Genomic DNA, 20,756 nt, shown 5'->3' with positions numbered 1-20,756 from the left:
CATGGCCCTCTCCCCCCTCAATCGCCGACGCTTCGAGCGCTTCAAGGCCAACCGCCGTGGCTGGTGGTCGCTGTGGATCTTCGTGGTGCTGTTCGGCCTGAGCCTGGGCGCCGAGCTGATCGCCAACGACAAACCGGTGGCGGTGCGCTACGACGGGCAGTGGTACTTCCCCGCCTTCAAGCGCTACCCAGAGACCACCTTCGGCGGTGAGTTCCCGCTGGAGGCCAACTACAAGAGCCCGTACATCCGCGAGCTGCTGGCCAAGAAAGACGCCTTCGTGCTGTGGGCGCCGATCCCGTTCAGCTACCAGAGCATCAACTACGACCTCAAGGTGCCCGCCCCCGCGCCGCCCTCGGCCGACAACCTGCTGGGCACCGACGACCAGGGCCGCGACGTGCTGGCCCGGGTGATCTACGGTTTTCGCATCTCGGTGCTGTTCGCCCTGACCCTGACCCTCGCCAGCTCTATCGTCGGCGTCATCGCCGGCGCCCTGCAGGGTTTTTACGGCGGTTGGGTCGACCTGGCCGGCCAGCGTTTCCTGGAGATCTGGTCCGGCCTGCCGGTGCTCTATCTGCTGATCATCCTCGCCAGCTTCGTGCAGCCCAACTTCTGGTGGCTGCTGGGCATCATGCTGCTGTTCTCGTGGATGAGCCTGGTGGACGTGGTGCGCGCCGAGTTCCTGCGGGGCCGCAACCTCGAGTACGTGCGCGCCGCCCGCGCCCTGGGGATGCGCAACGGCCCGATCATGTACCGGCACATCCTGCCCAACGCCATGATCTCGACCATGACCTTCATGCCGTTCATCCTCACCGGCGCCATCGGCACCCTCACCGCCCTCGACTTCCTCGGCTTCGGCCTGCCCGCCGGCTCGCCGTCGCTGGGCGAGCTGGTGGCCCAGGGCAAGTCCAACCTGCAAGCGCCGTGGCTGGGCATCAGCGCCTTCGCCGTGCTGGCGGTGATGCTGAGCCTGCTGGTGTTCATCGGCGAGTCCGCCCGCGATGCCTTCGACCCAAGGAAATGACATGAGCCAAGACACCCTGATCGAAGTGCGCGACCTGGCCGTGGAATTCGTTACCGGCGACCAGGTCAACCGCGTGGTCGATGGCATCAGCTTCGACATCCGCAAAGGCGAAACCCTGGCCCTGGTGGGCGAGAGCGGCTCGGGCAAGTCCGTCACCGCCCACTCGATCCTGCGCCTGCTGCCCTACCCCCTGGCCCGGCATCCGTCCGGCAGCATCCAGTACGGCGGCAAGGACCTGCTGCACCTGGGCGAAAAGCCCATGCAGCGCATCCGCGGCGACCGCATCGCGATGATCTTCCAGGAGCCGATGACCTCGCTGAACCCGCTGCACAGCATCGAAAAGCAGATCAACGAAATCCTCCTGCTGCACAAAGGCCTCACTGGCAAGCAAGCCACTGCGCGCACCCTGGAGCTGCTGGAACTGGTCGGTATCCCCGAGCCGCGCAAGCGCTTGAAGGCCCTGCCCCACGAGCTGTCCGGCGGCCAGCGCCAGCGCGTGATGATTGCCATGGCCCTGGCCAACGAACCCGAACTGCTGATTGCCGACGAGCCCACCACGGCGCTCGACGTGACCGTGCAGTTGAAGATCCTCGACCTGCTCAAGGAGTTGCAGGCGCGTCTGGGCATGGCCTTGCTGCTGATCAGCCACGACCTCAACCTGGTGCGCCGCATCGCCAACCGCGTGTGCGTGATGCAGTGCGGCAAGATCGTCGAGCAGGCCGATTGCGCCACGCTGTTCAGCAAGCCGCAGCATCCGTATACGCAGATGCTGATCAATGCCGAACCCAGCGGCGCGCCGGCAGCGAACGCCGAAGGGGCGCCGTTGCTGGAGGTGAAGGACTTGAAGGTGTGGTTCCCGATCAAGAAGGGGCTGCTGCGCCGCACCGTGGACCATGTGAAGGCGGTGGATGGGGTGAACTTCAGCCTGCCCCAGGGGCAGACCCTGGGCATCGTTGGCGAGAGTGGCTCCGGCAAGTCCACCCTGGGCTTGGCCATCTTGCGGTTGATCTCCAGCCAGGGCGGCATTCGCTTCCATGGGCAGAACCTGGAAGGGTTGAACCAGAAGGAAGTGCGGCCGCTGCGCCGGGAAATGCAGGTGGTGTTCCAGGACCCCTTTGGCAGCCTGAGCCCGCGCATGTGCGTGGCGGATATCGTTGGCGAGGGGTTGCGGATTCACAAGATCGGCACGCCGGCCGAGCAGGAAGCGGCGATTGTGGCGGCGCTGGAGGAAGTAGGGCTGGATCCTAGAACGCGGCATCGGTATCCCCATGAGTTCTCTGGCGGGCAGCGGCAGCGGATTGCGATTGCTCGGGCGTTGGTGTTGAAGCCGGCGCTGATTTTGCTGGATGAGCCGACGTCGGCGCTGGACCGAACAGTGCAGCGGCAGGTGGTGGAATTACTTCGGAAATTGCAGGTCAAGTACAACCTGACGTACCTGTTTATCAGTCACGACCTGGCGGTGGTGAAAGCGTTGAGTCACCAGTTGATGGTGATCAAGCATGGGCAGGTGGTGGAACAGGGGGATGCGCGGGCGATCTTTAATGAGCCCAAGCATGGGTATACGCGGCAGTTGTTGGAGGCTGCGTTTTTGGGCACAACATCGATTGCCTGAAACTGGCCCCTTTCAGGAGCCACGGTCTTGCTCAACGCGCGATCCCTGTGGGAGCGGCTTTAGCCGCGAACACCGGCGTAGCCGGTGCCAGTCACCGCGTCGCTTGCTTCGCGGCTAAAGCCGCTCCCACAGGAATCGCGTTTACCGGGCCGGCCAGTATCAATGCAATATCTGCAACTGCTGACGTTGCTACCCGTCACGAAGAATCAGATTAAAGCCCTTACTTGTAGTCCATTTCCCAAACATACTCCTGCCGCCTTTTTTCCGTTGCGGTAGACCTGGCAGGCCCCTAGTCTCGTCGAGTCGCTGGTGTTCAGCGATCGGCTTTGACAGGCCGCGACGGTATTATGCATATGGCTGTCTTCTATGGCGGCTGTACGTGCGGGCACGCTTGCGTGCGCCGGAACTTGCATAGTCCGCCGGTCTGTCAACCCACGTATAGCTGCCACCCTCCAGTTTGACAGCTGGCAGATGGCAGCCCGATGAAAGGATCTATGCCATGTTAAAGATCGTCCCCGATCCACCCCACAACCACCACTCCCTCGAAGACACCCTCGTCCAGGCCACGGAGTACGCCCTGTGCGCTCAGGCTGTGGCGCATCAGGCCATTTCGGTCCAGCAGCCCAAGTCGCCCGCGTCAATTCTGATCATGGCGTTGATGCATGAGATCGAGGCGCTGCGGGTGCTGCTCGAGTCGGCGTTGATTCAGGTGCAGATGCCGCAGATGGAGCGCCGGGCGTTCCACTAGGCCGTTGGTCATGTGTCGCCTGAGCTGGCGCTATCGCGGGGCAAGCCCGCTCCCACGCCACCCCCAGCCCGCAGGGTTATGCCTGCATCCGTGGGAGCGGGCTTGACCCGCGATAGGGCCTGCCCAGGCATCGATCATTTCAGGGAGAGTGAGCAATGAACACAGACGACACCACGCCCCGCACCACCGTGGGCAAGACCAAGTTCTACCAAGGCGAAGGGATGACCGCCCCGCTGTTCTGCATCGAACCCGGCATCCCTTGCCAGCATGCGCGGGACCAGGCCTCGGAGCTGATGGGCTGCGTGCGGGACCTGACCATTACCGGGATCATGGAAGAGAAGCCGCAACTGCTCTGGGCATCGTATTACCTGAGCGCGCTGGCCAAGGCGCTGATGGATGATGCGGAGTTGGGGATGAGGCACTGAGCTTGCGCATCTGCTTTGGCTGCGGTTTTACGGTGAGAGAGGCGGCGCCTGCCTTGGTGCATGACGCAAGACAGGCGCAGCGGTATCAGCGCGCACCGCGATACCGCGTCGTGCCAACAAGGCGCAGTATCGCGGTGCGCGCGGATGCCGCTGCGTCTGGCTTATGTCATGCGACATAGCAAAACATGCCGGTTTCCACAGGTACATCTGGTTGCCATGGAAGGCCGTTTCGTTTATTGCGATTTTCGAATATTTCGAATATAAAGCGATCTCAGGCTGCCGCACTGTCACGGCACCTTCCCCCGATAGCGCCCTGGAGATGCCCATGACCACCACCGACCTTTCGCGCAACATGCTTCCCGATGACAACGAGATTGCCGTGGCCGTCGAATCAAGCCGCACGCTCGCCGCCTTTCTCTCGACCGCAGCGCACACCCAACGGATCGAGCTGCTCAATGACGCGAATCAGCGCCAGGTCGTGGAGGTCCCCACCTTTGCCCTGCGCCTGTTTGGCGAAATCCTCAGCGAACTGGCACTGGGCAACGCCGTCAAGGTCGTGCCGATCCACGCCGAGCTGACCACTCAGGAAGCTGCCGACCTGCTCAATGTTTCCCGCCCGCATCTGGTAAAGCTGCTGGACGAAGGGTTGATGCCACACACCAAGACAGGCCGTCACCGCCGGGTCAAATTCGCGGATTTGGTGGCCTACAAAAACAAACGTGATGCAATCAGCCGTGCCGCGATGGACGAGCTGGCAGCCCAGGCACAGGACTTAAGGATGGGCTACGAATGAAGCATTCCTCCTTCACAGCCCTTTACGACGCCAACGTTCTTTACCCCGTCCCACTGCGTGACTTGCTGATGAACCTTGCACTGACGGGCGTGTACCGGGCCCGCTGGTCAGCCAGGATTCATGACGAGTGGAAGCGCAATCTACTGATCAATCGCCCGGACCTTGACCGAACGCAGCTAGATCGCACGTCGAGCCTTATGGATGAGGCAGTGCCCGACGCACTGGTCAGCGATTACGAGCCACTGATGGGCGGGCTGGATCTGCCGGATGAGGATGATCGCCATGTCCTCGCCGCCGCCATCAAGTGCAACGCCTCGGTGATCGTGACCTTCAATCTCAAGGACTTTCCCGACGCTACGCTTGGCAGCTTCGATATCGAAGCACTGCATCCCGATGACTTCATCGCCGACCTGTGGGACCTCGACAAGGCCGCTGTGCTTGAGGCGGCCCAACGTCAGCGTCAATCATTGAAAAACCCAGCCCTCAGTGCGCAGGTCTATCTGGACAAGCTACTCCAGCAAAAACTGCCCGAGTCGGTAAAACTGCTTTCCGAGTTCAGATTCTTGCTCTGAGCTCAGAGCCCGCCCCATAGCCTCCACGGCACCCCAACAAATGTACGGCTACAGTGATCGCTGAGAACAGCACCTGCGAATGGCCCTGGGAGCATGTGTCAGCGCACCACCCGCTGTAACTTGCGCTGCACCCTGCACGAAAAACCCGTTACCCACGCCCATACCCAGTGCGGTTCAAAGCCCAGGCAGCACAGTGGCGAAGGAGAACGGACTATGCCCAAGAAAATCATCATCTCGTTTGACGGCACCTGGAATACACCGGACACGAAGTCCGAAATCAAAGGCAGCAAGAGCACCAACGTCTGGAAGTTGCACGCCGCCCTGCTCCCACGCGACAAGGACAACACCGTCCAGCACAAATGGTACGACCAAGGCGTTGGCACGGCATGGTACGACCGCATCCGCGGGGGTGCCTTCGGCGTGGGGCTTTCAGATAAGATCCTCGAAGGTTATCGCCACCTGGCAAACACCTACGAGCCCGGTGACTTGGTCCACATCTTCGGTTTCAGCCGGGGCGCCTACACCGCGCGCAGTCTGGTGGGCCTGATCCGCAACGCAGGATTGCTCAAACCCGAGCATATCGACCTGACAGAAGAGGCCTATGGCCTGTATCGGACCCGGGACGAGGGCGCCGACTCGGACAGAGCACAACTTTTCCGCAGCAACTTCTCACGCAACATCACCATCCACATGCTGGGCATCTGGGATACCGTCGGCGCGCTGGGCGTGCCGCTTGAGTCCTTCGACTGGTTCAACAAGTCGTACTACGAATTCCATGACACCGAACTGAGTTCGATCGTCCACAACGCCTTCCACGCGCTGGCGATCGATGAGTGGCGCAAGAACTACCAGTGCACCCTGTGGGACCCGAAGAGCAAACCCAACCAGCGTGTGGAGCAAGTCTGGTTCTCCGGTGCCCACGCCAATATCGGCGGTGGCTACCCGGACAACAGCCTCTCGGATATCGCCCTGACGTGGATGATCAACAAGGCGGTCGAATGTGGCCTTGCAGTCGACACCAGCAAGCTCCCCAGCCTGCCCACTACCACTCTGCCGATCACCAACTCCTACAAACAGTTCCTTGGCGGTGCCTACAGCCAGTTCAACCCACCCTACTACCGGGACATCGGGCAAACGCTGTTTGGCCGGGAGGCCATCGACCCGAGTGTCGAAGACCGGCTCAAGCACGAGGCGGATTACAAACCAAAGAACACGGTTGGCCCGAATCTGGTCGGCAGCTTCACGCCGGTTGGGAAGGTCAGGTGACCTTGGCGCTCATTCGCAACGCCAGCATCTCGCCGACGCCAAACCGAACACGTCCAGCGCACCTCCTTACATTTTGAATGTGCCTGACGTTGAGCTACATTCATATCTATGTCACTTGGAGGTGCCCTGTGGAAGCTTCTCCGTGCATTAGCCCTCAGCTCTTGGCTGCAATAGCCCGCTGCTCAGTCCTCATTATTTGCGCTATTGCCGGACTAATTTGCATTTACTTAGGCTGGCGACTGTATAAAGACGCAATTTTGTCATATACCGAAAGCGAGGCTAAAACCTCATCATTTAGCATAAAGATTGTCTCTGCCGGGCCAGGCGTGTTTTTTGCTGCGTTTGGCATGTGGCTACTGGTTAGCTTGGTCAATCGACCTTATCAAGCAACGGTGGACTACACTCCGCCTTCGATCCAGGCCCCCGCCAGTGTATTGATGCTCCCTGCAAACCATGGCGAGCACGGTCAACTCCTACGCACATCAGAAAGCCGCGGATCCGACACTAAAAAAGACTGCCAAAATATACTGGTTTTCTTTGACGGGCAACGCATTGACCGGCAAGCAATATCCCAAGCACTGCAACTTGCCATTCGCGACATGTCCAAAGGCGATCCGACAGAAAAGGTCAGCGGGCTTACTGTAAATAGAAATCAAGCGATTAATATTTTGAGCAAGCTCAATTCGTTGGGCGACCAAGATGATGCGCTATAGCGTGGCGCTCTTTGCACTCCTGTGCCTAGGTAGCTCGCCAGCAAACAGTGAGCAAGATTACGTGCAACTGCTTGCACAGCGCCACGCCCAGGTATTTTCAGCCGCTCGCGAAAGATTGGTCTATTACGCACCCGACAACTTGAAAGAAAAGCTTAAAACCACCGAACTAGTTATTGGTAGCTCGGGACCGTTAAGCCGGTGTGGCACTCAAAGCATGTACTCCACGTTCAGGAATGGGCACCCTGTTATTGTCTATTGCCCGACAGGCTACCGAGTGATCCATGATTTTGGGGAAGGGTACGCCTATATTTCAGTTTACGCATTGAGCCTCGGCTCGAAAGCCGAAGATGTCACACTAGACTTCCTTGCCCGGTACCAGAGGTACCTGTCCTCTGCCGCACTTTCAATTTTTTCCAGGGAAAGCGGGACACCCTACCCAAAACTTTGCGAACCACTGCTCTTTGCCTATCTTTTCGCAATGAATCTTCACCCGGAGAAGTGCATGACGCAGCTTGATCAGTACAAAGCTGCGATTGACTGGATGTACAACGATGAACGCAATGGCGCCATCACTGAAGCCAAACTTTTAAAGGCACTGGAAAACATCCCAAACGCGAAGCTGGACTATTCCAAAGAAATGCGCAACAAATTCATCTCAAACATGCTCGGACAAGTACAAGCCGGCCAGTGGTTCGGACAACTATTCCACGAGTTCTTCCACATCATGAACGGAGACTTGGAAAAGCCACCGATCTCGGCCGAGGAAAGCAATGAAAGAGAACTCAAGGCAGATGAATTCGCCCTGAAAATGATCATATTTGACGACCCTGATGCAAGCGCCCTACGAATCCCCGCGTTTAACATCACCCAGGCTTTTGCAGGCGCCTCGATAGATTCTGACAACTTTGAGCCCAGGCTCAAGCTCACCTACCTTGAAACCATCAAAATCATCCAAACCTACAAAGATAAATTACCAGCGAGCTACTACACAAAAATCATGGCCGACTTCGAGGCTCGCTGCAAAGATAACCAATGCCTCCCCAAGAACTGAAGCAATCCGCCGAAAGCTTCACATTACCGTCACGACGTGCCTCTCACACAATGGTCGTGGAGTGCTTCCGGCAGTTGTCGCTACCAATGCACAAGCTACCTCACCGCTTGCCCAGCAGTTCCTGGCGTTCCCGCCAGATCTCCTGCACGAACGGGTCGGTCACGCCATACAGCCCGTGGCCACGGCGAATGATCAGGTTGGCCGCCAGCAAGTCGTTGGCGACCGGCTGCACTTCTTCCACGCGCACCTCGCGGCCGACGAACGTCGAATATTCCACCGCCGCCTCGCTGGAGAACACCCCGCGTGTATCGCCATCCACTGCGGCGATCCGGGCGAAGATCGCCTGAGCCAGGATGCCCAGCTCCTCGACCTTCATCAGTTCAAGGTCCGCCGCCGCCGAACGCAAGGTAGCCGCAATCACCGGAAGTACAACATCCGGCCCTGAGCTCAGGCTTGGTGAGTGGAGAAGCTGGCGCAATGCACGGATGAACTCCTCCGGCCGGCTGCCCAGGGTCCTGAAAGCCTCTGCCGCGATCGCCAGGGACGGCAGGTTTTCGAGGCCATCCGCCTCAAGCCGCTTGAGCCAGAATTCGACGTAGTCACTGCCCAACACCGGATAGGCGACATTGGTCGCACCGGCAAATGCCTGGTTACGTCGGGCGGTCAATTCATTGACCATTGCCCGGTGCGAGCCGGTGCCGATGAACAGGAAATGGCCCGGTGACGCTGGCCGAGGATTGATGGAATCGCGTGCGGCCTTCAATGCCAGCATCATCTGCTGGCCGTCTTCGGTGGTGATGGCGTGCTGCACCTCATCGACTATGAGCACCACGTCGGCCTTGGCCTGGTCCACTACTTCGGTAAGAGCCTCGGCGAGCGTAACGCCGCCTGCTTCACCCAAGGTCTCCAGATCGAAACCGAACCTCATACCGGCCAGTTCGATCCCGGCTCCGCGCAGGGCCTTGAGCCTTTGCATGAACGCCGACGTGGGCGTGAGCAAATCGTTCAAGGCTCTACGCACCGCGCCAAGCACCAAAGCCACTGGGTTGGTCTGGGTATCACTCCACAAGTCGACATAGATCACCAACGCGCCACGGGCCTCCAGCGCGGGGATCAGGTCGTTCTTCAGGAAGGTGGTTTTACCGGTACGGCGCAAGCCGGACAGGAACAGCCCAGAGCGCAACCCGATATCGAGCGCGGACGGTTTGAGCAGCTGTTTAGCCATGTCGGCCGCCAGCTCAGGGCGCAGGAAGATGTCTGCCATCGGTTTATCCAGAATTATTGGATTTCAATAATTATTGGCCTGGAATAATTCTATGTAAACCCATCGGGTTTAGGCGGTCAGCGACCGGGCGCACTCAGGCCTGTATGCGCACTGCTGTTTAACCAGCAGCCATTGCGCGGCACCCCACTCAACTCAAGGCAGCGCAATCCTCCCCAAAGCATCCCCGACACCCCGTGGGGCACCTGCTCGACCTCTGTCAGACCAAGGTCGTGCTGCTGGATCAAACCATGCCACTCACCGAAGGGCTGGCGCCATGCCGCGAGTGGGGTCCAATGGCGTCTCTACTTGAGGGGCCAACGAGCCAGCCCTTCTTCTCCATAAGCCTGGATGTCCGGGTCGGCACTGCTCGCCATGTGTTCAAGCACCGCGCGGGATTCCGGGGTGCCGATCCGTGCCAGCGCATACGCGCACTTGCGCTGGAACTCCTGGAGGTTGCCCCAGCGCACCAGGCTGGCGAACGGAATGTTCACCGCCTGCGCAATGGCAGGGACGGCTGCCGCATCGCCGAGCAGCCCGAGTTCGAACACGATATCTTCGTGTCGCTCATGGGTTTCCTCCAGCAATAACCGGGTGAGGGTCGACACAGAATCTGGAAGGGGTTCGAGATCCCCCAGGGATTTTGCCGTCGTGGGCTGCGATCCGCTCATTGCGCTTCCTTGTGGATGGACAAAGCTGCCCCGGATTCTACCGCCACTTGAGCGCTGCTACCGCCCAGCGCTGCTGTCATTTCCCGCGCCTGCTCACGCAAAGCCTGGCAAAACGGCTCGACAACCGCCGACGTCGGCCGATGTTCCGGCTGGATCAGCATCACCCGATACGGCACCGAGATGCTCAACCGTCGAATCGGTAACCCACCCTGCCCCGCCTCCAGCCCGCTCAACGGGTTGATGATCGCTACCCCCAGCCCCTGGCGGACCATGGCGCACACCGAGGCCGCGCTTGTGGTCTCGATCACCGTGCGCCGATTCACCCCGGCGGCGCGAAAGTGCTGGTCGAGCTGCTGGCGGTAAGTATCCAGGCTGGCCAGGTTGATAAAGTCGACCTCGTCGAAATCGCTCAGCTCAAGGACCGCCTTGGCCTGCAGCGGGTGCCCCTGGGGCAGCACGCAGACCATGTCGGCGCTGAACAGCAACTCGCCCACCGCGCCACGCGGTACCTGCTCGACCTCGGTCAGGCCGAGGTCGTGCTGCTGGGCGACCAGTGATTCCTCCAACAGCGGCGACTCCTGGGCGGTGATGCTCACGCTCACGCCCCGGTGTTGCTGATGGAAGCGCTGGCAGGCCCTGGGCAGCAGGGTTTGCGAGAACAGCGGCAGGCAGGTAATGGCCAGCCGGCCTTGCTCGAAGTTGCGAATGGCCTGGGCAAAGCGGTCGATGCGCTCCAGGCCGACGAAAGCGCGCTCGACCTCGTCAATCAGCAGCAGGGCCTGAGCGGTGGGCGCCAGGCGCCCGCCTTCGCGGTCGAACAGGTTCAGGCCGGTGACCTGCTCCATGCGCGCCAGTTCACGGCTGACGGTGGGCTGCGAAGTGAACAGCAGCCGGGCGGCACCGGTGACGCTGCCGGCAGCCATGATGGCGCGGAACACTTCGATGTGGCGGACGGAGAGTTTCATGGGGCTACACAGCCAGAGGTATGGACGCGGTGTCGTGGGAGCGGTTCGTGGGAGCGGGCTTGCCCCGCGATGCAAGCAACGCGGTGTATGGCACCGGCTATGCCGGTGATCGCGGGGCATGCCCGCTCCCACGCACTTACATATCAAATATGAATAGATAGAATAAAAATAGCTATTTTTGTGAATCAATCAACTCATTCAAGATCGGTGTATCCATTACAAGGAACACCACCATGAGCACCCCTTCCACCCTCCTGGCCGACGCCGTCCGCCAACACGGCTCGCCCCTGTGGGCCTACGACGCACAAACCATCGGCCAGCGCATCGACCAACTGCTGCAGCACTTCGACACCGTCCGTTTCGCGCAAAAGGCCAACCCCAACCTGCACGTGCTGCGCCTGATCCGCGAACGCGGCCTGGTGCTCGATGCGGTCTCGCTGGGTGAAATGGAACGTGCCTTCGCCGCGGGCGCGCAAGTAACCGGCGAGCCGGCCGGGGTGGTGCTGACCTGCGACGTGCTGGACCAGCCGACCCTGGCGCGGGTGGTCGAGACCGGTATCGAAGTGAACGCCGGTTCCATCGACATGCTCCGCCAACTGGGCGAACGCTCCCCCGGGCACCGGGTGTGGCTGCGCATCAACCCAGGGTTCGGCCACGGCCACAGCCGCAAGACCAACACCGGCGGTGAAAACAGCAAGCACGGCATCTGGCACGAGCAACTGCCCGAGGCGCTGGCCTGCGTGAAGCAGCACGGCCTGCACCTGGTGGGCGTGCACATGCACATCGGCTCGGGGGTGGATTACCAGCACCTGGAGCAGGTGGCCGGGGCCATGGTCGGGCTGATCGGCCAACTGGGCATGGACATCGAAGCCTTCTCCATCGGCGGCGGGCTGTCCACGCCGTACCGTCAGGACGACCAGCCGGTGGACCTGCAGTGCTATGCCCGCACTTGGGCCGTGGCGCGGGCGGAGATCGAAGCGATGCTCGGCCACCCCGTGCGCATGGAGATCGAACCGGGGCGCTTCCTGGTGGCGGAGTCTGGCTACCTAGTGGCCGAGGTGCGCGCCGTCAAGCAGATGGGCAGCAAGCACTACATCCTGGTGGACGCCGGCTTCAACGACCTGATGCGCCCGGCGATGTATGGCGCCTACCACCGCATGAGCCTGTTCGATGCCGTGGGGCGGCCCGTCAATCGCCCGCTGCAACCAACCGTGGTGGCCGGGCCGCTGTGCGAGTCCGGGGATGTGTTTACCCAGGACGATCAGGAGCTGACGCCCCAGGTACTGCCGCAAGCCAAGGTAGGTGACCTGCTGGTGATTCACGATGCCGGGGCCTACGGCGCGTCCATGTCGTCGAACTACAACAGCCGGCCGTTGTTGCCGGAGTTTCTGATCGAGCAGGGCAGCCTGCGCATGATCCGCCGGCGGCAGACTGTGCAGGAGCTGCTGGCGCTGGAGCTGGGTGTGTAAGGCGTCGCACTTTCTGGGGCCGCTTTGCGGCCCTTTCGCGGCACAAGACCGCTCCTACAGGAGGCCACCGTCTACTGTAGGAGCGGCCTTGTGCCGCGAAAGGGCTGCGAAGCAGCCCCAGGATCGACCAAGCAAAACCGCTCTGCGGCTAAACCGCTGGTGCCACCAACCGATACCCCACCCCCGCCTCGGTAATGATGAACCGCGGCGCGGTGGGGTCATCCCCCAGCTTCTGGCGCAGGTGCCCCACCACAATCCGCAGGTAATGGGTGTCATCGGTATGGGTCGGCCCCCAGATATCCTTGAGCAACTGCTGTTGGGTAATCACCCGCCCCGGGTGCCCGGCCAGCTGCGCCAGCAACGCGTATTCCTTACGCGTCAGCGCCACCTCCAGCCCCTCCAGCGTCACCTTGCGAAAGGCAAAGTCCACCACCAGCGGCCCAAAGCTGGCCGTCGAAGTTGCACTGCCCACCTGCGGCGCCTGGCGCAGCAATGCGCGCACGCGGGCGAGGAATTCCTGGATGCCGAACGGCTTGGTCACGTAGTCATTGGCACCACCGTCCAGCGCATCGACCTTCTGCACTTCACTGGCGCGCACCGACAGCACCATCACCGGCACCGTGCTCCATTCACGCAGCTCGCGCAGCACTTGCTGGCCGTCCATGTCCGGCAGGCCGAGGTCGAGCACCACCAGGTCTGGCTTGCTCAAGGCGGCCTGGGCCAGGCCTTCACTGCCGGTAGCGGCTTCGATCACCTTGTAGCCCTGGGACGCCAGGCTGATGCGCAGGAACTTGCGGATCTGCGGTTCGTCGTCGATCACCAGCAGGGTGGCGGCTTGGCTCATGGGGCTTCACTTTCGCTATCGGGTTGAGTGGGCAGCGGCAAGCATAGAGTGATGCAGGTGCCGTGGCCATCGAGGCCCTCGCCCACCAGGATGCGCCCGCCGTGGGCGCCGATCATGCCCTGGCAGATCGCCAGGCCCAGCCCGGTGCCCTGCCCGCCGCGGTCGCCACGGGCGGCGGTGTAGAACATGTCGAAGATCTTTTCGCGCTCGTCCTCGGGGATGCCGGGGCCCTGGTCGCTGACGGCAAAGCACAGTTGCTGGTCCTGCACCTTCACCTGCAAGTCGAGCCGCCCTTGTGGCGGCGAGAAGCGCGCGGCGTTCTCCAGCACGTTCACCAGCGCCTGCTCGATCAGCGCGGCATGCACGAACAGCAGCGGCAGCTCGCCGGGCACATCGGTGTGCACGCGCAGCGGCGCCAGCACCACGCGCAGGCGGTTGAGGGCGCTGCCGACGATATCGGCGGGGGCCACCCAGTCGCGGGCGAGCTTGAGGCTGCCGTGGCCGAGGCGGGTCATGTCCAGCAGGTTCTGGATATAGCGGTCCAGGCGCTCGGCTTCATCGCGAGTGCCTTCGAGCAACTCGCGGCGGTCGTCCGGGGGGATGGCGTCGCCCAGCGCCAGCAGGCTGTCGATGCTGCCGCGCATGGACGTGAGCGGGGTGCGCAGGTCGTGGGACACCGAGGCGAGCAAGGCGCTGCGCAGTTGCTCGGTTTCGCCGTGCAGGCGCGCGGCCTCCAGTTGCTCGCCCAGGCGGGCGCGGGCCAGGGCCTGGGCCAGGGGCTGCGCCAGGGCCATCAACAGGCGGCGGCGTTGGGCGCCCATGGCTTCGCCGCTGCGCGGGCGCACGCCGAGCAAGGCCAGGGGTTGCTCCTCCACGGCCAGCGGCCACCACCACCAGCGGCCGTGGGGCAAGGTATCGCTACCGAAGCCTGCGGCCTGGCCGTGTTGCCAGGCCCATTCGGCGGCGGCGCGTTCGTTGTCGGTGAAGGCCGGGGCATCGCCGCTGGCGACTTGCAGCAGGCCGTCGGCGCTACGTTCGAGCAGGCACACCTGCACGTCCTGCCAGCCATTCAGGTGCTGGCCGGCAGCGCTGAACACGGCCTGGCGATCGGTGGCCACGGTCAGCCGGCGCGACAGGTCGAGCAACTGGTTGGTCTGCGCCTGGGTTTCGCGCAGGGCCTGCAACTGGCGGCGCTGGCGGGCGGCGAGGTTGCCGGTGAGCGCGGCCATCAACAGGAAGAACACCAGGGTCAGCACGTCTTCTTCGCGCTGGATGCTGAACGAGAAGTTCGGCGGGATGAACAGGAAGTCGTAGGCAAGGAACGACAGGACGGCGCAGGCCAACGCCGGGCCGAGGCTGCTGCGCACCGCTACCAGCAGCACGGCGGCGAGGAACACCAGCGAGATATTGGGCAGCGCCAGCACGCTGGACACCGCCCATGACAGGCCGGCGGCCAGCACCGTGGCCACCAGCGCCAGCAGGTAGTGGCGCCACACCCACACGCGCTTGGCCGCAGCGCTGGCCGGTTGTGGCTGGGCGTCGCGGTCGAGCACGTTGATTTCCAGGCCATGGCTTTCGCGCAGCAGGCGTGCCGCAACGCCGGCACCGAAGAAACGGCGGCGCAGCAGGTCCCTGGACTGGCCCACCAGCACCAGGCTGGCGCGGCGTTCGGCGGCGTGCTGGATCAACGTGCGGGCCACCTCCCCCGCCCTGAGCAGCACCACTTCACCGCCCAGCCGTTCGGCCAGTTGCTGGGCGGCCTGCAGACGATGGCGGGCGGTTTCGTCGCGCAGGCGGCCGTTGTCGACGTGCACCACGCTCCACGGCAAATGGCGGCGTTGCGCAACGCGGCTGGCATGGCGCACCAGGCGTTCGGCCTGGTCGTCGCCGTCGATGCCGACCAGCAGCCGGCCGCGCAAGGCTGGCGCTTCCTGGCCGCGCTGGCGGTAGCCGCTGGCCAGGTCGGCATCCACCTGGGCGGCGGCGGTCTGCATTGCCAGCTCGCGCAGGGCGGTGAGGTTGGTCTGGGAGAAATAGGCGTCGATGGCGGCGCGGGCCTGCTCGGGCACATAGACCTTGCCCTCGCGCAGGCGCTCCAGCAGCTCGCGCGGCGGCAGGTCGATCAGCACCAGTTCGAAGGCTTCCTGCAGCACCCAGTCGGGCAGGGTTTCGCGCACCTGCACGCCAGTGATGTCGCGCACCTTGTCGTTGAGGCTTTCCAGGTGCTGGACGTTGACCGTGGTGTACACGTCGATGCCGGCGGCCAGCAGTTCCTGCACGTCCTGCCAGCGCTTGGCGTGGCGGCTGCCGGGGGCGTTGCTGTGGGCCAGCTCGTCGACCAGCACCAGCGGGGGCTTGGCCTTGAGCAGGCCGTCGAGGTCCATTTCTTCGAGCAGCACGCCACGGTATTCGCTGCGCAGCAAGGGTTGCTGGAGCAGGCCGCCGAGCAGGGCCTCGGTTTCGGCGCGGCCGTGGGTTTCGACCACCCCGGCCACCACCTGCACACCCTGGCGCTGCTGAGCGTGGGCGGCCTGGAGCATGGCGAAGGTCTTGCCGACCCCGGGCGCGGCGCCGAGGAATACCTTGAGCCGGCCCCGGCCTTCGCGGGGCAGGCCGGCCAACAGCGCGTCGGCGCGGGTGGGGTTGCTCATGGTTCATCCTTTACAGATTGCGATTTTGGGCCTGCTGCGCAGGCCTTCGCGGGTAAACCCGCTCCCACAGGGATAGCGCCAAGCTTCCCCTGTGGGAGCGGGTTTACCCGCGAAGGGCCGCAAAGCGGCCCCTTGTCAGTGCCGGTTAACAGGTGCCAAACGCTCAAGCGCCTGGTTCAGCGCCAGCACATTGACCACCGGCGGCCCGACCAATGGGCGAAGGGTGGCGTCATTCACCAGCACTTGCAAGCGCTCCACCGGCACCTGCCGCGCCGCCGCCACACGCGGCAGCTGGTAGGCGATGGCTTGCGGCGGCAGGTGCGGGTCCAGGCCGCTGCCAGAGGTGGTCAGCAGCGCCAAGGGCACCGGCCCCTGCTGCGCCTGGTATTGCGCGGCGGCCTCGCCCTTGACCCGCTCGGCCAGTGCCGGGTTGCTCGGCGACAGGTTGCTCGCGCTGCTGGCCACGGTGGCATACGCCCCCGCCGAGGGCCGCGACTGGAACCAGCCATCGCCTTTGAACTCCTGAGCGATCAGCGCCGAACCGCGCACTTCACCTTTGTCGTCACGCACCAGGCTGCCATTAGCCTGGTCGGGGAACGCCACCTGGGCAATCCCGGTCACCGCCAGTGGGTACAGGGCACCAGTGACCACGGTCATCAACAGGATCAGGCTCAAGGCCGGGCGTACATAAGCAGTCATGTCAGTCTCTCCTTCAAACCAGGTGCAGGGCGTTGAGCAGCAGGTCGATCAGCTTGATCCCGGCAAACGGCACAAGGATCCCGCCCAGGCCATAGATCAGCAGGTTGCGCCGCAGCAGGTGGGCGGCGCTGGCGGCCTGCACCCGCACCCCGCGCAGGGCCAGGGGGATCAGCACGATGATGATCAGCGCGTTGAACACGATGGCCGAGAGGATCGCGCTCTGCGGGCTGGCCAGCTGCATCAGGTTGAGCACGCCCAATTGCGGGTAGATGGCGGCGAACAGCGCCGGCAGGATGGCGAAGTACTTGGCCACGTCGTTGGCAATGGAGAAGGTGGTCAGCGCGCCGCGGGTGACCAGCAGCTCCTTGCCCACCTGCACCACGTCCAGCAGCTTGGTCGGGTCGCTGTCGAGGTCGACCATGTTGGCGGCCTCGCGGGCGGCCTGGGTGCCGTCGTTCATGGCCATGCCCACGTCAGCCTGGGCCAGGGCCGGCGCGTCGTTGGCGCCGTCGCCGCACATGGCCACCAGGCGGCCGTCGTTCTGCTCCTGGCGGATGCGCGCCAGCTTCTTCTCCGGGGTGGCTTCGGCGAGCACGTCATCCACGCCGGCTTCGGCGGCAATGGCCGCGGCGGTCAGCGGGTTGTCGCCGGTGACCATCACGGTGCGGATGCCCAGCTTGCGTAGCTCGGCGAAGCGCTCACGGATGCCGGGCTTGACCACGTCCTTGAGGTGGATCACGCCGAGCAGGCGCTTGTCGACGCACACCAGCAGCGGTGTGCCGCCGCTCTGGGCAATGCGCTCCACTTCACGGGCCAGGGGTACCGGCATTTCCAGGCGTTGCATGCCGACGAAGGCCAGCACCGCATCGACGGCGCCCTTGCGGTAGCGGTGCTGCTGGAAGTCGATGCCCGACAGGCGCGTCTCGGCGCTGAAGGCGATGGCCTGGTACTGGCTGCTCGAGGGTTCAGCGAAGTCATGCAGCTGGCGCAGGTACTCGACGATGGACTTGCCTTCGGCGGTGTCGTCGGCCAGCGAGGCGAGCAAGGCACCCTCCCCCAGTTCCTTGGCGGTCACGCCCGAGGCGGCATGCAGGGCACTGCAGCGACGGTTGCCGAAGGTGATGGTGCCGGTCTTGTCGAGCATCAGCGTGTGCACGTCGCCGGCCGCCTCCACCGCGCGGCCGGAGCGGGCGATCACGTTCAGGCGCACCAGGCGGTCCATGCCGGCGATGCCGATGGCCGACAGCAGGCCGCCGATGGTGGTGGGGATCAGCGTCACCAGCAAGGCGGCGAGGAAGATCAGCGGCAGGCTACCGCCGGCGAAGCGAGCGAACGGCTGCAGGGTCACCACCACGATCAGGAAGATCAGGGTGAGGCCGATCAGCAGGATGTCCAGGGCGATCTCGTTGGGGGTTTTCTGGCGCTTGGCGCCTTCGACCAGGGCGATCATGCGGTCCAGGGTCGATTCGCCGGGGTTGCTGGAGATGCGGATCAGCAGCCAGTCGGAGACCAGGCGGGTGTTGCCGGTGACGGCCGAGCGGTCGCCGCCGGACTCGCGGATCACCAGCGCGGACTCGCCGGTGATGGCGGCCTCGTTGACCGCAGCGATGCCTTCGAGCACCTCGCCGTCACCGGGGATCATCTCGCCGGCCACCACGCGTACTACGTCGTCCTTGCGCAGCTGGCTGGCGGCGACGGTCTCGTAGCTGCCGTCGCTCTTGCGGCGTTGCGCGGTCAGGCCCTGGCTGCCGGCCTTGAGGCTGTCGGCGCGGGCCTTGCCGCGGCCCTCGGCGAGGGCTTCGGCAAAGTTGGCGAACAGCACGGTGAACCACAGCCATACGCTGATCTGCACCGCCACGCCGGTGCTCACGCCGCTTTCGGGGGCAAAACACAGCAGCGTGGTGAGCAGCGCAGTGAAGGCCACCACCAGCATCACCGGCGAGCGTTTGAGCTGGCGCGGGTCGAGCTTGACGAAGGCCTGCAGCAGCGCCGGGCGCCACAGCGCGGCGAAGCGGGTCTGGTCCTTGGCGCTGCGTTGCGCCTTCACGTCAGGAATGGGCATGTTCATCAATGATTCCTCAGAAACCCAGGCTCAGGTGTTCGGCGATCGGCCCCAGGGCCAAGGTCGGCAGGAAGGTCAGGCCACCGACCAGCAGGATGGTCACCAGCAGCAGCGTGGTGAACAGCGGGCCGTGGGTGGGGAAGCTGTTCAGTCCCTGCGGCGCGCTCTTCTTCGCCGCCAGGCTGCCGGCCAGGGCCAGCACCGGCAGGATGTAGCCGAAGCGGCCGATCAGCATGGCCAGGGCGATCATCACGTTGTGGTAGGGGGTGTTGGCGCCGAAGCCGGCGAAAGCCGAGCCGTTGTTGGCGGTGCCGGAGGTGTAGGCGTACAGCAACTGGCTGAAGCCGTGGGCACCGGGGTTGCTCACCGCGCCGGCCGGGCCTGGCAGGCTGGCGGCGATGGCGCCGAGCACCAGCACGCCGACCGGCATCACCAGCAAGGTCGCCACCAGCAGTTGCACTTCACGGGCCTGCAGCTTCTTGCCCAGGTACTCCGGGGTGCGGCCGATCATCAGGCCGGCCAGGAACACCGCGATCAGCACGAACAGCAGCATGCCGTACAGGCCTGCGCCGACGCCGCCGAAGATCACCTCGCCGACCATCATGTTGACCATCGCCACCATGCCGGTCAGCGGGTTGAGGCTGTCGTGCATGGCGTTGACCGAGCCGTTGGAGGCGGCGGTGGTGGTGACCGTCCACAGCACCGAACCGGTGGTGCCGAAGCGGCTCTCCTTGCCTTCCAGCGGCGCGCTCTGTTGCACCTGGGCACTCTCGAAGGCCGGGTTGGGCTGGTACTCCGACCACAGCGCGGTGCTGCCGCCGATCAGGAACAGCGCCAGCATGCAGGCGATGATCGCGCGGCTCTGGCGCAGGTCCTTGACGTAGCGGCCGAAGGTGAACACCAGCGCCACCGGGATCAGGATGATCGAGGCCACCTCGAACAGGTTGCTCCAGGCCGTGGGGTTCTCGAACGGGTGCGCCGAGTTGACGCCGAAGAAGCCGCCACCGTTGGTGCCCAGTTGCTTGATGGCGATCTGGCTGGCGGCCGGGCCGAGCGGGATGGTCTGGTCGGCACCCTGCAAGGTGACGGCATGGGCGTAGTCGGCGAAGGTCTGCGGCACGCCCTGCCACACCAGCAGCAGCGCCAGCACGATGCACAGCGGCAGCAGGCCGTAGAGGGTGGCGCGGGTCAGGTCGACCCAGAAGTTGCCCAGTGTGGTGGTCGAGCGCCGGGCGATACCACGGCACAGGGCGACCAGCACGGCCAGGCCGGTGGCGGCGCTGACGAAGTTCTGCACGGTCAGGCCGAGCATTTGGCTCAGGTAGCTGACCGAGGCCTCACCGCTGTAGGACTGCCAGTTGGTGTTGGTCATGAAGCTGACCGCTGTGTTGAACGCCAATGACCATTCCTGGCCCGGTAGGTGCTGCGGGTTGAGCGGCAGGCTGCCTTGCAGCAGCAGGACGGCGAACAGCAGCCCGAAGCCGGCCAGGTTGAAGGCCAGCAGGGCCAAGGTGTACTGCTTCCAGTTGTGCTCTTGCCCGGCGTTGACCCCAGCCAGGCGATAGCAGCCCCGCTCCACCGGGCCGAGCAGCGGGGTCAGCCAGGTGCGCTGGCCTTCCATCACCTTGAAGTAGAAACGCCCAAGCCAGGGTGCCGGTAGCAGCACGATGGCGAAGAACGCCAGCAATAGCAGGTAATCGTAACTGTGCATGGCCGCCCCTTAGCTGCGATCGGCGCGCAGCAGCGCCACCAGCAGGTAAACCGCCAACGCCACCGCCAACAGCAGTGACAGCCCATCGAGCATGTACATGAGCCCATCTCCCTTGATGCGGCATGAGGGCCGCTTTGGGGAAATTGTCCGAGGGAGGGGCGTAAAGGGGCGAGATGGGGGGTGGGGTCAGGGCATAAAGAAGGCGTAAAGATCAACTGACCA

Annotated in this window: 19 protein-coding genes; 10 read left to right on the top strand and 9 right to left on the bottom strand. The window is 63.6% G+C overall.

Annotated elements, in window-relative coordinates; genetic code table 11:
• The first annotated feature begins 1 nt into the window (after window position 1).
• The 9 genes from DM373_RS16235 (at window position 2) to DM373_RS28740 (ending at window position 8,201) form a co-directional block, all read left to right on the top strand.
• On the top strand, window positions 2–1,021 hold the full coding sequence (locus DM373_RS16235) for an ABC transporter permease (protein WP_110994549.1): 1,020 nt from the start codon (window positions 2–4) through the stop codon (window positions 1,019–1,021).
• A 1-nt stretch (window position 1,022) separates the two neighbouring features.
• Window positions 1,023–2,633, top strand: a complete 1,611-nt coding sequence (locus tag DM373_RS16230; RefSeq protein WP_110994548.1) for an ABC transporter ATP-binding protein — start codon at window positions 1,023–1,025, stop codon at window positions 2,631–2,633.
• A gap of 499 nt (window positions 2,634–3,132) precedes the next feature.
• Entirely contained in the window at window positions 3,133–3,381 is a 249-nt protein-coding gene (locus DM373_RS16220) for a hypothetical protein (protein WP_110994547.1), read from the top strand.
• Window positions 3,382–3,536: 155 nt separating this feature from the next.
• The gene (locus tag DM373_RS16215) at window positions 3,537–3,806 is read left to right on the top strand and encodes a DUF3077 domain-containing protein (RefSeq protein WP_110994546.1); all 270 of its coding nucleotides are present in this window, start codon (window positions 3,537–3,539) and stop codon (window positions 3,804–3,806) included.
• A 325-nt stretch (window positions 3,807–4,131) separates the two neighbouring features.
• Complete coding sequence (locus DM373_RS16210) at window positions 4,132–4,599, top strand: helix-turn-helix domain-containing protein (protein WP_110994545.1); 468 nt, start codon at window positions 4,132–4,134, stop codon at window positions 4,597–4,599.
• Complete coding sequence (locus DM373_RS16205; protein ID WP_110994544.1) at window positions 4,596–5,171, top strand: PIN domain-containing protein; 576 nt, start codon at window positions 4,596–4,598, stop codon at window positions 5,169–5,171. Before DM373_RS16210 ends, DM373_RS16205 begins: the two co-directional genes overlap by 4 nt.
• A gap of 213 nt (window positions 5,172–5,384) precedes the next feature.
• The gene (locus DM373_RS16200; RefSeq protein WP_110994543.1) at window positions 5,385–6,437 is read left to right on the top strand and encodes a DUF2235 domain-containing protein; all 1,053 of its coding nucleotides are present in this window, start codon (window positions 5,385–5,387) and stop codon (window positions 6,435–6,437) included.
• Window positions 6,438–6,565: 128 nt separating this feature from the next.
• On the top strand, window positions 6,566–7,150 hold the full coding sequence (locus DM373_RS28745; protein ID WP_157966845.1) for a hypothetical protein: 585 nt from the start codon (window positions 6,566–6,568) through the stop codon (window positions 7,148–7,150).
• Window positions 7,137–8,201, top strand: coding sequence for a hypothetical protein (locus DM373_RS28740; RefSeq protein WP_157966844.1), 1,065 nt, complete (start codon window positions 7,137–7,139; stop codon window positions 8,199–8,201). Before DM373_RS28745 ends, DM373_RS28740 begins: the two co-directional genes overlap by 14 nt.
• Window positions 8,202–8,301: 100 nt before the next feature.
• On the opposite strand, the gene DM373_RS16190 is transcribed toward DM373_RS28740, so the two are convergent.
• The 3 genes from DM373_RS16190 to DM373_RS16180 all read right to left on the bottom strand — a co-directional run bounded on the left by DM373_RS16190 (window position 8,302) and on the right by DM373_RS16180 (window position 11,098).
• Window positions 8,302–9,465 carry an AAA family ATPase gene (locus DM373_RS16190; RefSeq protein WP_110994541.1) on the bottom strand — a complete coding sequence of 388 codons (1,164 nt, stop codon included), beginning with the start codon at window positions 9,463–9,465 and terminating at the stop codon, window positions 8,302–8,304.
• 302 nt (window positions 9,466–9,767) lie between these two features.
• Window positions 9,768–10,133, bottom strand: coding sequence for a hypothetical protein (locus tag DM373_RS16185; RefSeq protein WP_110994540.1), 366 nt, complete (start codon window positions 10,131–10,133; stop codon window positions 9,768–9,770).
• Window positions 10,130–11,098, bottom strand: a complete 969-nt coding sequence (locus DM373_RS16180; protein ID WP_244215084.1) for a LysR family transcriptional regulator — start codon at window positions 11,096–11,098, stop codon at window positions 10,130–10,132. The genes DM373_RS16185 and DM373_RS16180 overlap by 4 nt, the downstream gene beginning before the upstream one ends.
• Window positions 11,099–11,331: 233 nt before the next feature.
• Between DM373_RS16180 and lysA the strand changes: the two genes are divergently transcribed.
• On the top strand, window positions 11,332–12,567 hold the full coding sequence (lysA, locus tag DM373_RS16175) for a diaminopimelate decarboxylase (protein WP_110994539.1): 1,236 nt from the start codon (window positions 11,332–11,334) through the stop codon (window positions 12,565–12,567).
• A gap of 148 nt (window positions 12,568–12,715) precedes the next feature.
• On the opposite strand, the gene DM373_RS16170 is transcribed toward lysA, so the two are convergent.
• From DM373_RS16170 to kdpF, 6 genes are all read right to left on the bottom strand, one after another.
• Complete coding sequence (locus DM373_RS16170; protein ID WP_110994538.1) at window positions 12,716–13,411, bottom strand: response regulator; 696 nt, start codon at window positions 13,409–13,411, stop codon at window positions 12,716–12,718.
• Entirely contained in the window at window positions 13,408–16,062 is a 2,655-nt protein-coding gene (locus DM373_RS16165; RefSeq protein ID WP_110994537.1) for a sensor histidine kinase, read from the bottom strand. Before DM373_RS16165 ends, DM373_RS16170 begins: the two co-directional genes overlap by 4 nt.
• A gap of 135 nt (window positions 16,063–16,197) precedes the next feature.
• Entirely contained in the window at window positions 16,198–16,761 is a 564-nt protein-coding gene (gene kdpC / locus DM373_RS16160; protein WP_110994536.1) for a potassium-transporting ATPase subunit KdpC, read from the bottom strand.
• 13 nt (window positions 16,762–16,774) lie between these two features.
• Window positions 16,775–18,829, bottom strand: coding sequence for a potassium-transporting ATPase subunit KdpB (kdpB, locus tag DM373_RS16155; protein WP_110994535.1), 2,055 nt, complete (start codon window positions 18,827–18,829; stop codon window positions 16,775–16,777).
• A gap of 10 nt (window positions 18,830–18,839) precedes the next feature.
• The gene (kdpA, locus tag DM373_RS16150; RefSeq protein ID WP_110994534.1) at window positions 18,840–20,534 is read right to left on the bottom strand and encodes a potassium-transporting ATPase subunit KdpA; all 1,695 of its coding nucleotides are present in this window, start codon (window positions 20,532–20,534) and stop codon (window positions 18,840–18,842) included.
• Between the two features lie 9 nt (window positions 20,535–20,543).
• The gene (gene kdpF / locus DM373_RS16145) at window positions 20,544–20,633 is read right to left on the bottom strand and encodes a K(+)-transporting ATPase subunit F (protein ID WP_033696222.1); all 90 of its coding nucleotides are present in this window, start codon (window positions 20,631–20,633) and stop codon (window positions 20,544–20,546) included.
• Window positions 20,634–20,756 lie beyond the last annotated feature (123 nt).

Source organism: Pseudomonas sichuanensis, assembly GCF_003231305.1.
Classification (GTDB): Bacteria; Pseudomonadota; Gammaproteobacteria; order Pseudomonadales; family Pseudomonadaceae; genus Aquipseudomonas; species Aquipseudomonas sichuanensis.
Note: the sequence above shows the minus strand (reverse complement) of the source record. Positions and strands in the feature narration are given on the sequence as shown.

What these genes read in the sequence shown, in the direction of transcription:
- DM373_RS16165 (WP_110994537.1), bottom strand. Translation starts at nt 16,062, where the DNA reads ATGAGCAACCCCACCCGCGCCGACGCGCTGTTGGCCGGCCTGCCCCGC.
- DM373_RS16220 (WP_110994547.1), top strand. Translation starts at nt 3,133, where the DNA reads ATGTTAAAGATCGTCCCCGATCCACCCCACAACCACCACTCCCTCGAA.
- DM373_RS16180 (WP_244215084.1), bottom strand. Translation starts at nt 11,098, where the DNA reads ATGAAACTCTCCGTCCGCCACATCGAAGTGTTCCGCGCCATCATGGCT.
- DM373_RS16185 (WP_110994540.1), bottom strand. Translation starts at nt 10,133, where the DNA reads ATGAGCGGATCGCAGCCCACGACGGCAAAATCCCTGGGGGATCTCGAA.
- DM373_RS16170 (WP_110994538.1), bottom strand. Translation starts at nt 13,411, where the DNA reads ATGAGCCAAGCCGCCACCCTGCTGGTGATCGACGACGAACCGCAGATC.
- lysA (WP_110994539.1), top strand. Translation starts at nt 11,332, where the DNA reads ATGAGCACCCCTTCCACCCTCCTGGCCGACGCCGTCCGCCAACACGGC.
- kdpB (WP_110994535.1), bottom strand. Translation starts at nt 18,829, where the DNA reads ATGAACATGCCCATTCCTGACGTGAAGGCGCAACGCAGCGCCAAGGAC.
- kdpF (WP_033696222.1), bottom strand. Translation starts at nt 20,633, where the DNA reads ATGTACATGCTCGATGGGCTGTCACTGCTGTTGGCGGTGGCGTTGGCG.
- DM373_RS16210 (WP_110994545.1), top strand. Translation starts at nt 4,132, where the DNA reads ATGACCACCACCGACCTTTCGCGCAACATGCTTCCCGATGACAACGAG.
- DM373_RS16230 (WP_110994548.1), top strand. Translation starts at nt 1,023, where the DNA reads ATGAGCCAAGACACCCTGATCGAAGTGCGCGACCTGGCCGTGGAATTC.
- DM373_RS16200 (WP_110994543.1), top strand. Translation starts at nt 5,385, where the DNA reads ATGCCCAAGAAAATCATCATCTCGTTTGACGGCACCTGGAATACACCG.
- DM373_RS28740 (WP_157966844.1), top strand. Translation starts at nt 7,137, where the DNA reads ATGATGCGCTATAGCGTGGCGCTCTTTGCACTCCTGTGCCTAGGTAGC.
- DM373_RS16205 (WP_110994544.1), top strand. Translation starts at nt 4,596, where the DNA reads ATGAAGCATTCCTCCTTCACAGCCCTTTACGACGCCAACGTTCTTTAC.
- DM373_RS16215 (WP_110994546.1), top strand. Translation starts at nt 3,537, where the DNA reads ATGAACACAGACGACACCACGCCCCGCACCACCGTGGGCAAGACCAAG.
- kdpC (WP_110994536.1), bottom strand. Translation starts at nt 16,761, where the DNA reads ATGACTGCTTATGTACGCCCGGCCTTGAGCCTGATCCTGTTGATGACC.
- DM373_RS16235 (WP_110994549.1), top strand. Translation starts at nt 2, where the DNA reads ATGGCCCTCTCCCCCCTCAATCGCCGACGCTTCGAGCGCTTCAAGGCC.
- DM373_RS16190 (WP_110994541.1), bottom strand. Translation starts at nt 9,465, where the DNA reads ATGGCAGACATCTTCCTGCGCCCTGAGCTGGCGGCCGACATGGCTAAA.
- kdpA (WP_110994534.1), bottom strand. Translation starts at nt 20,534, where the DNA reads ATGCACAGTTACGATTACCTGCTATTGCTGGCGTTCTTCGCCATCGTG.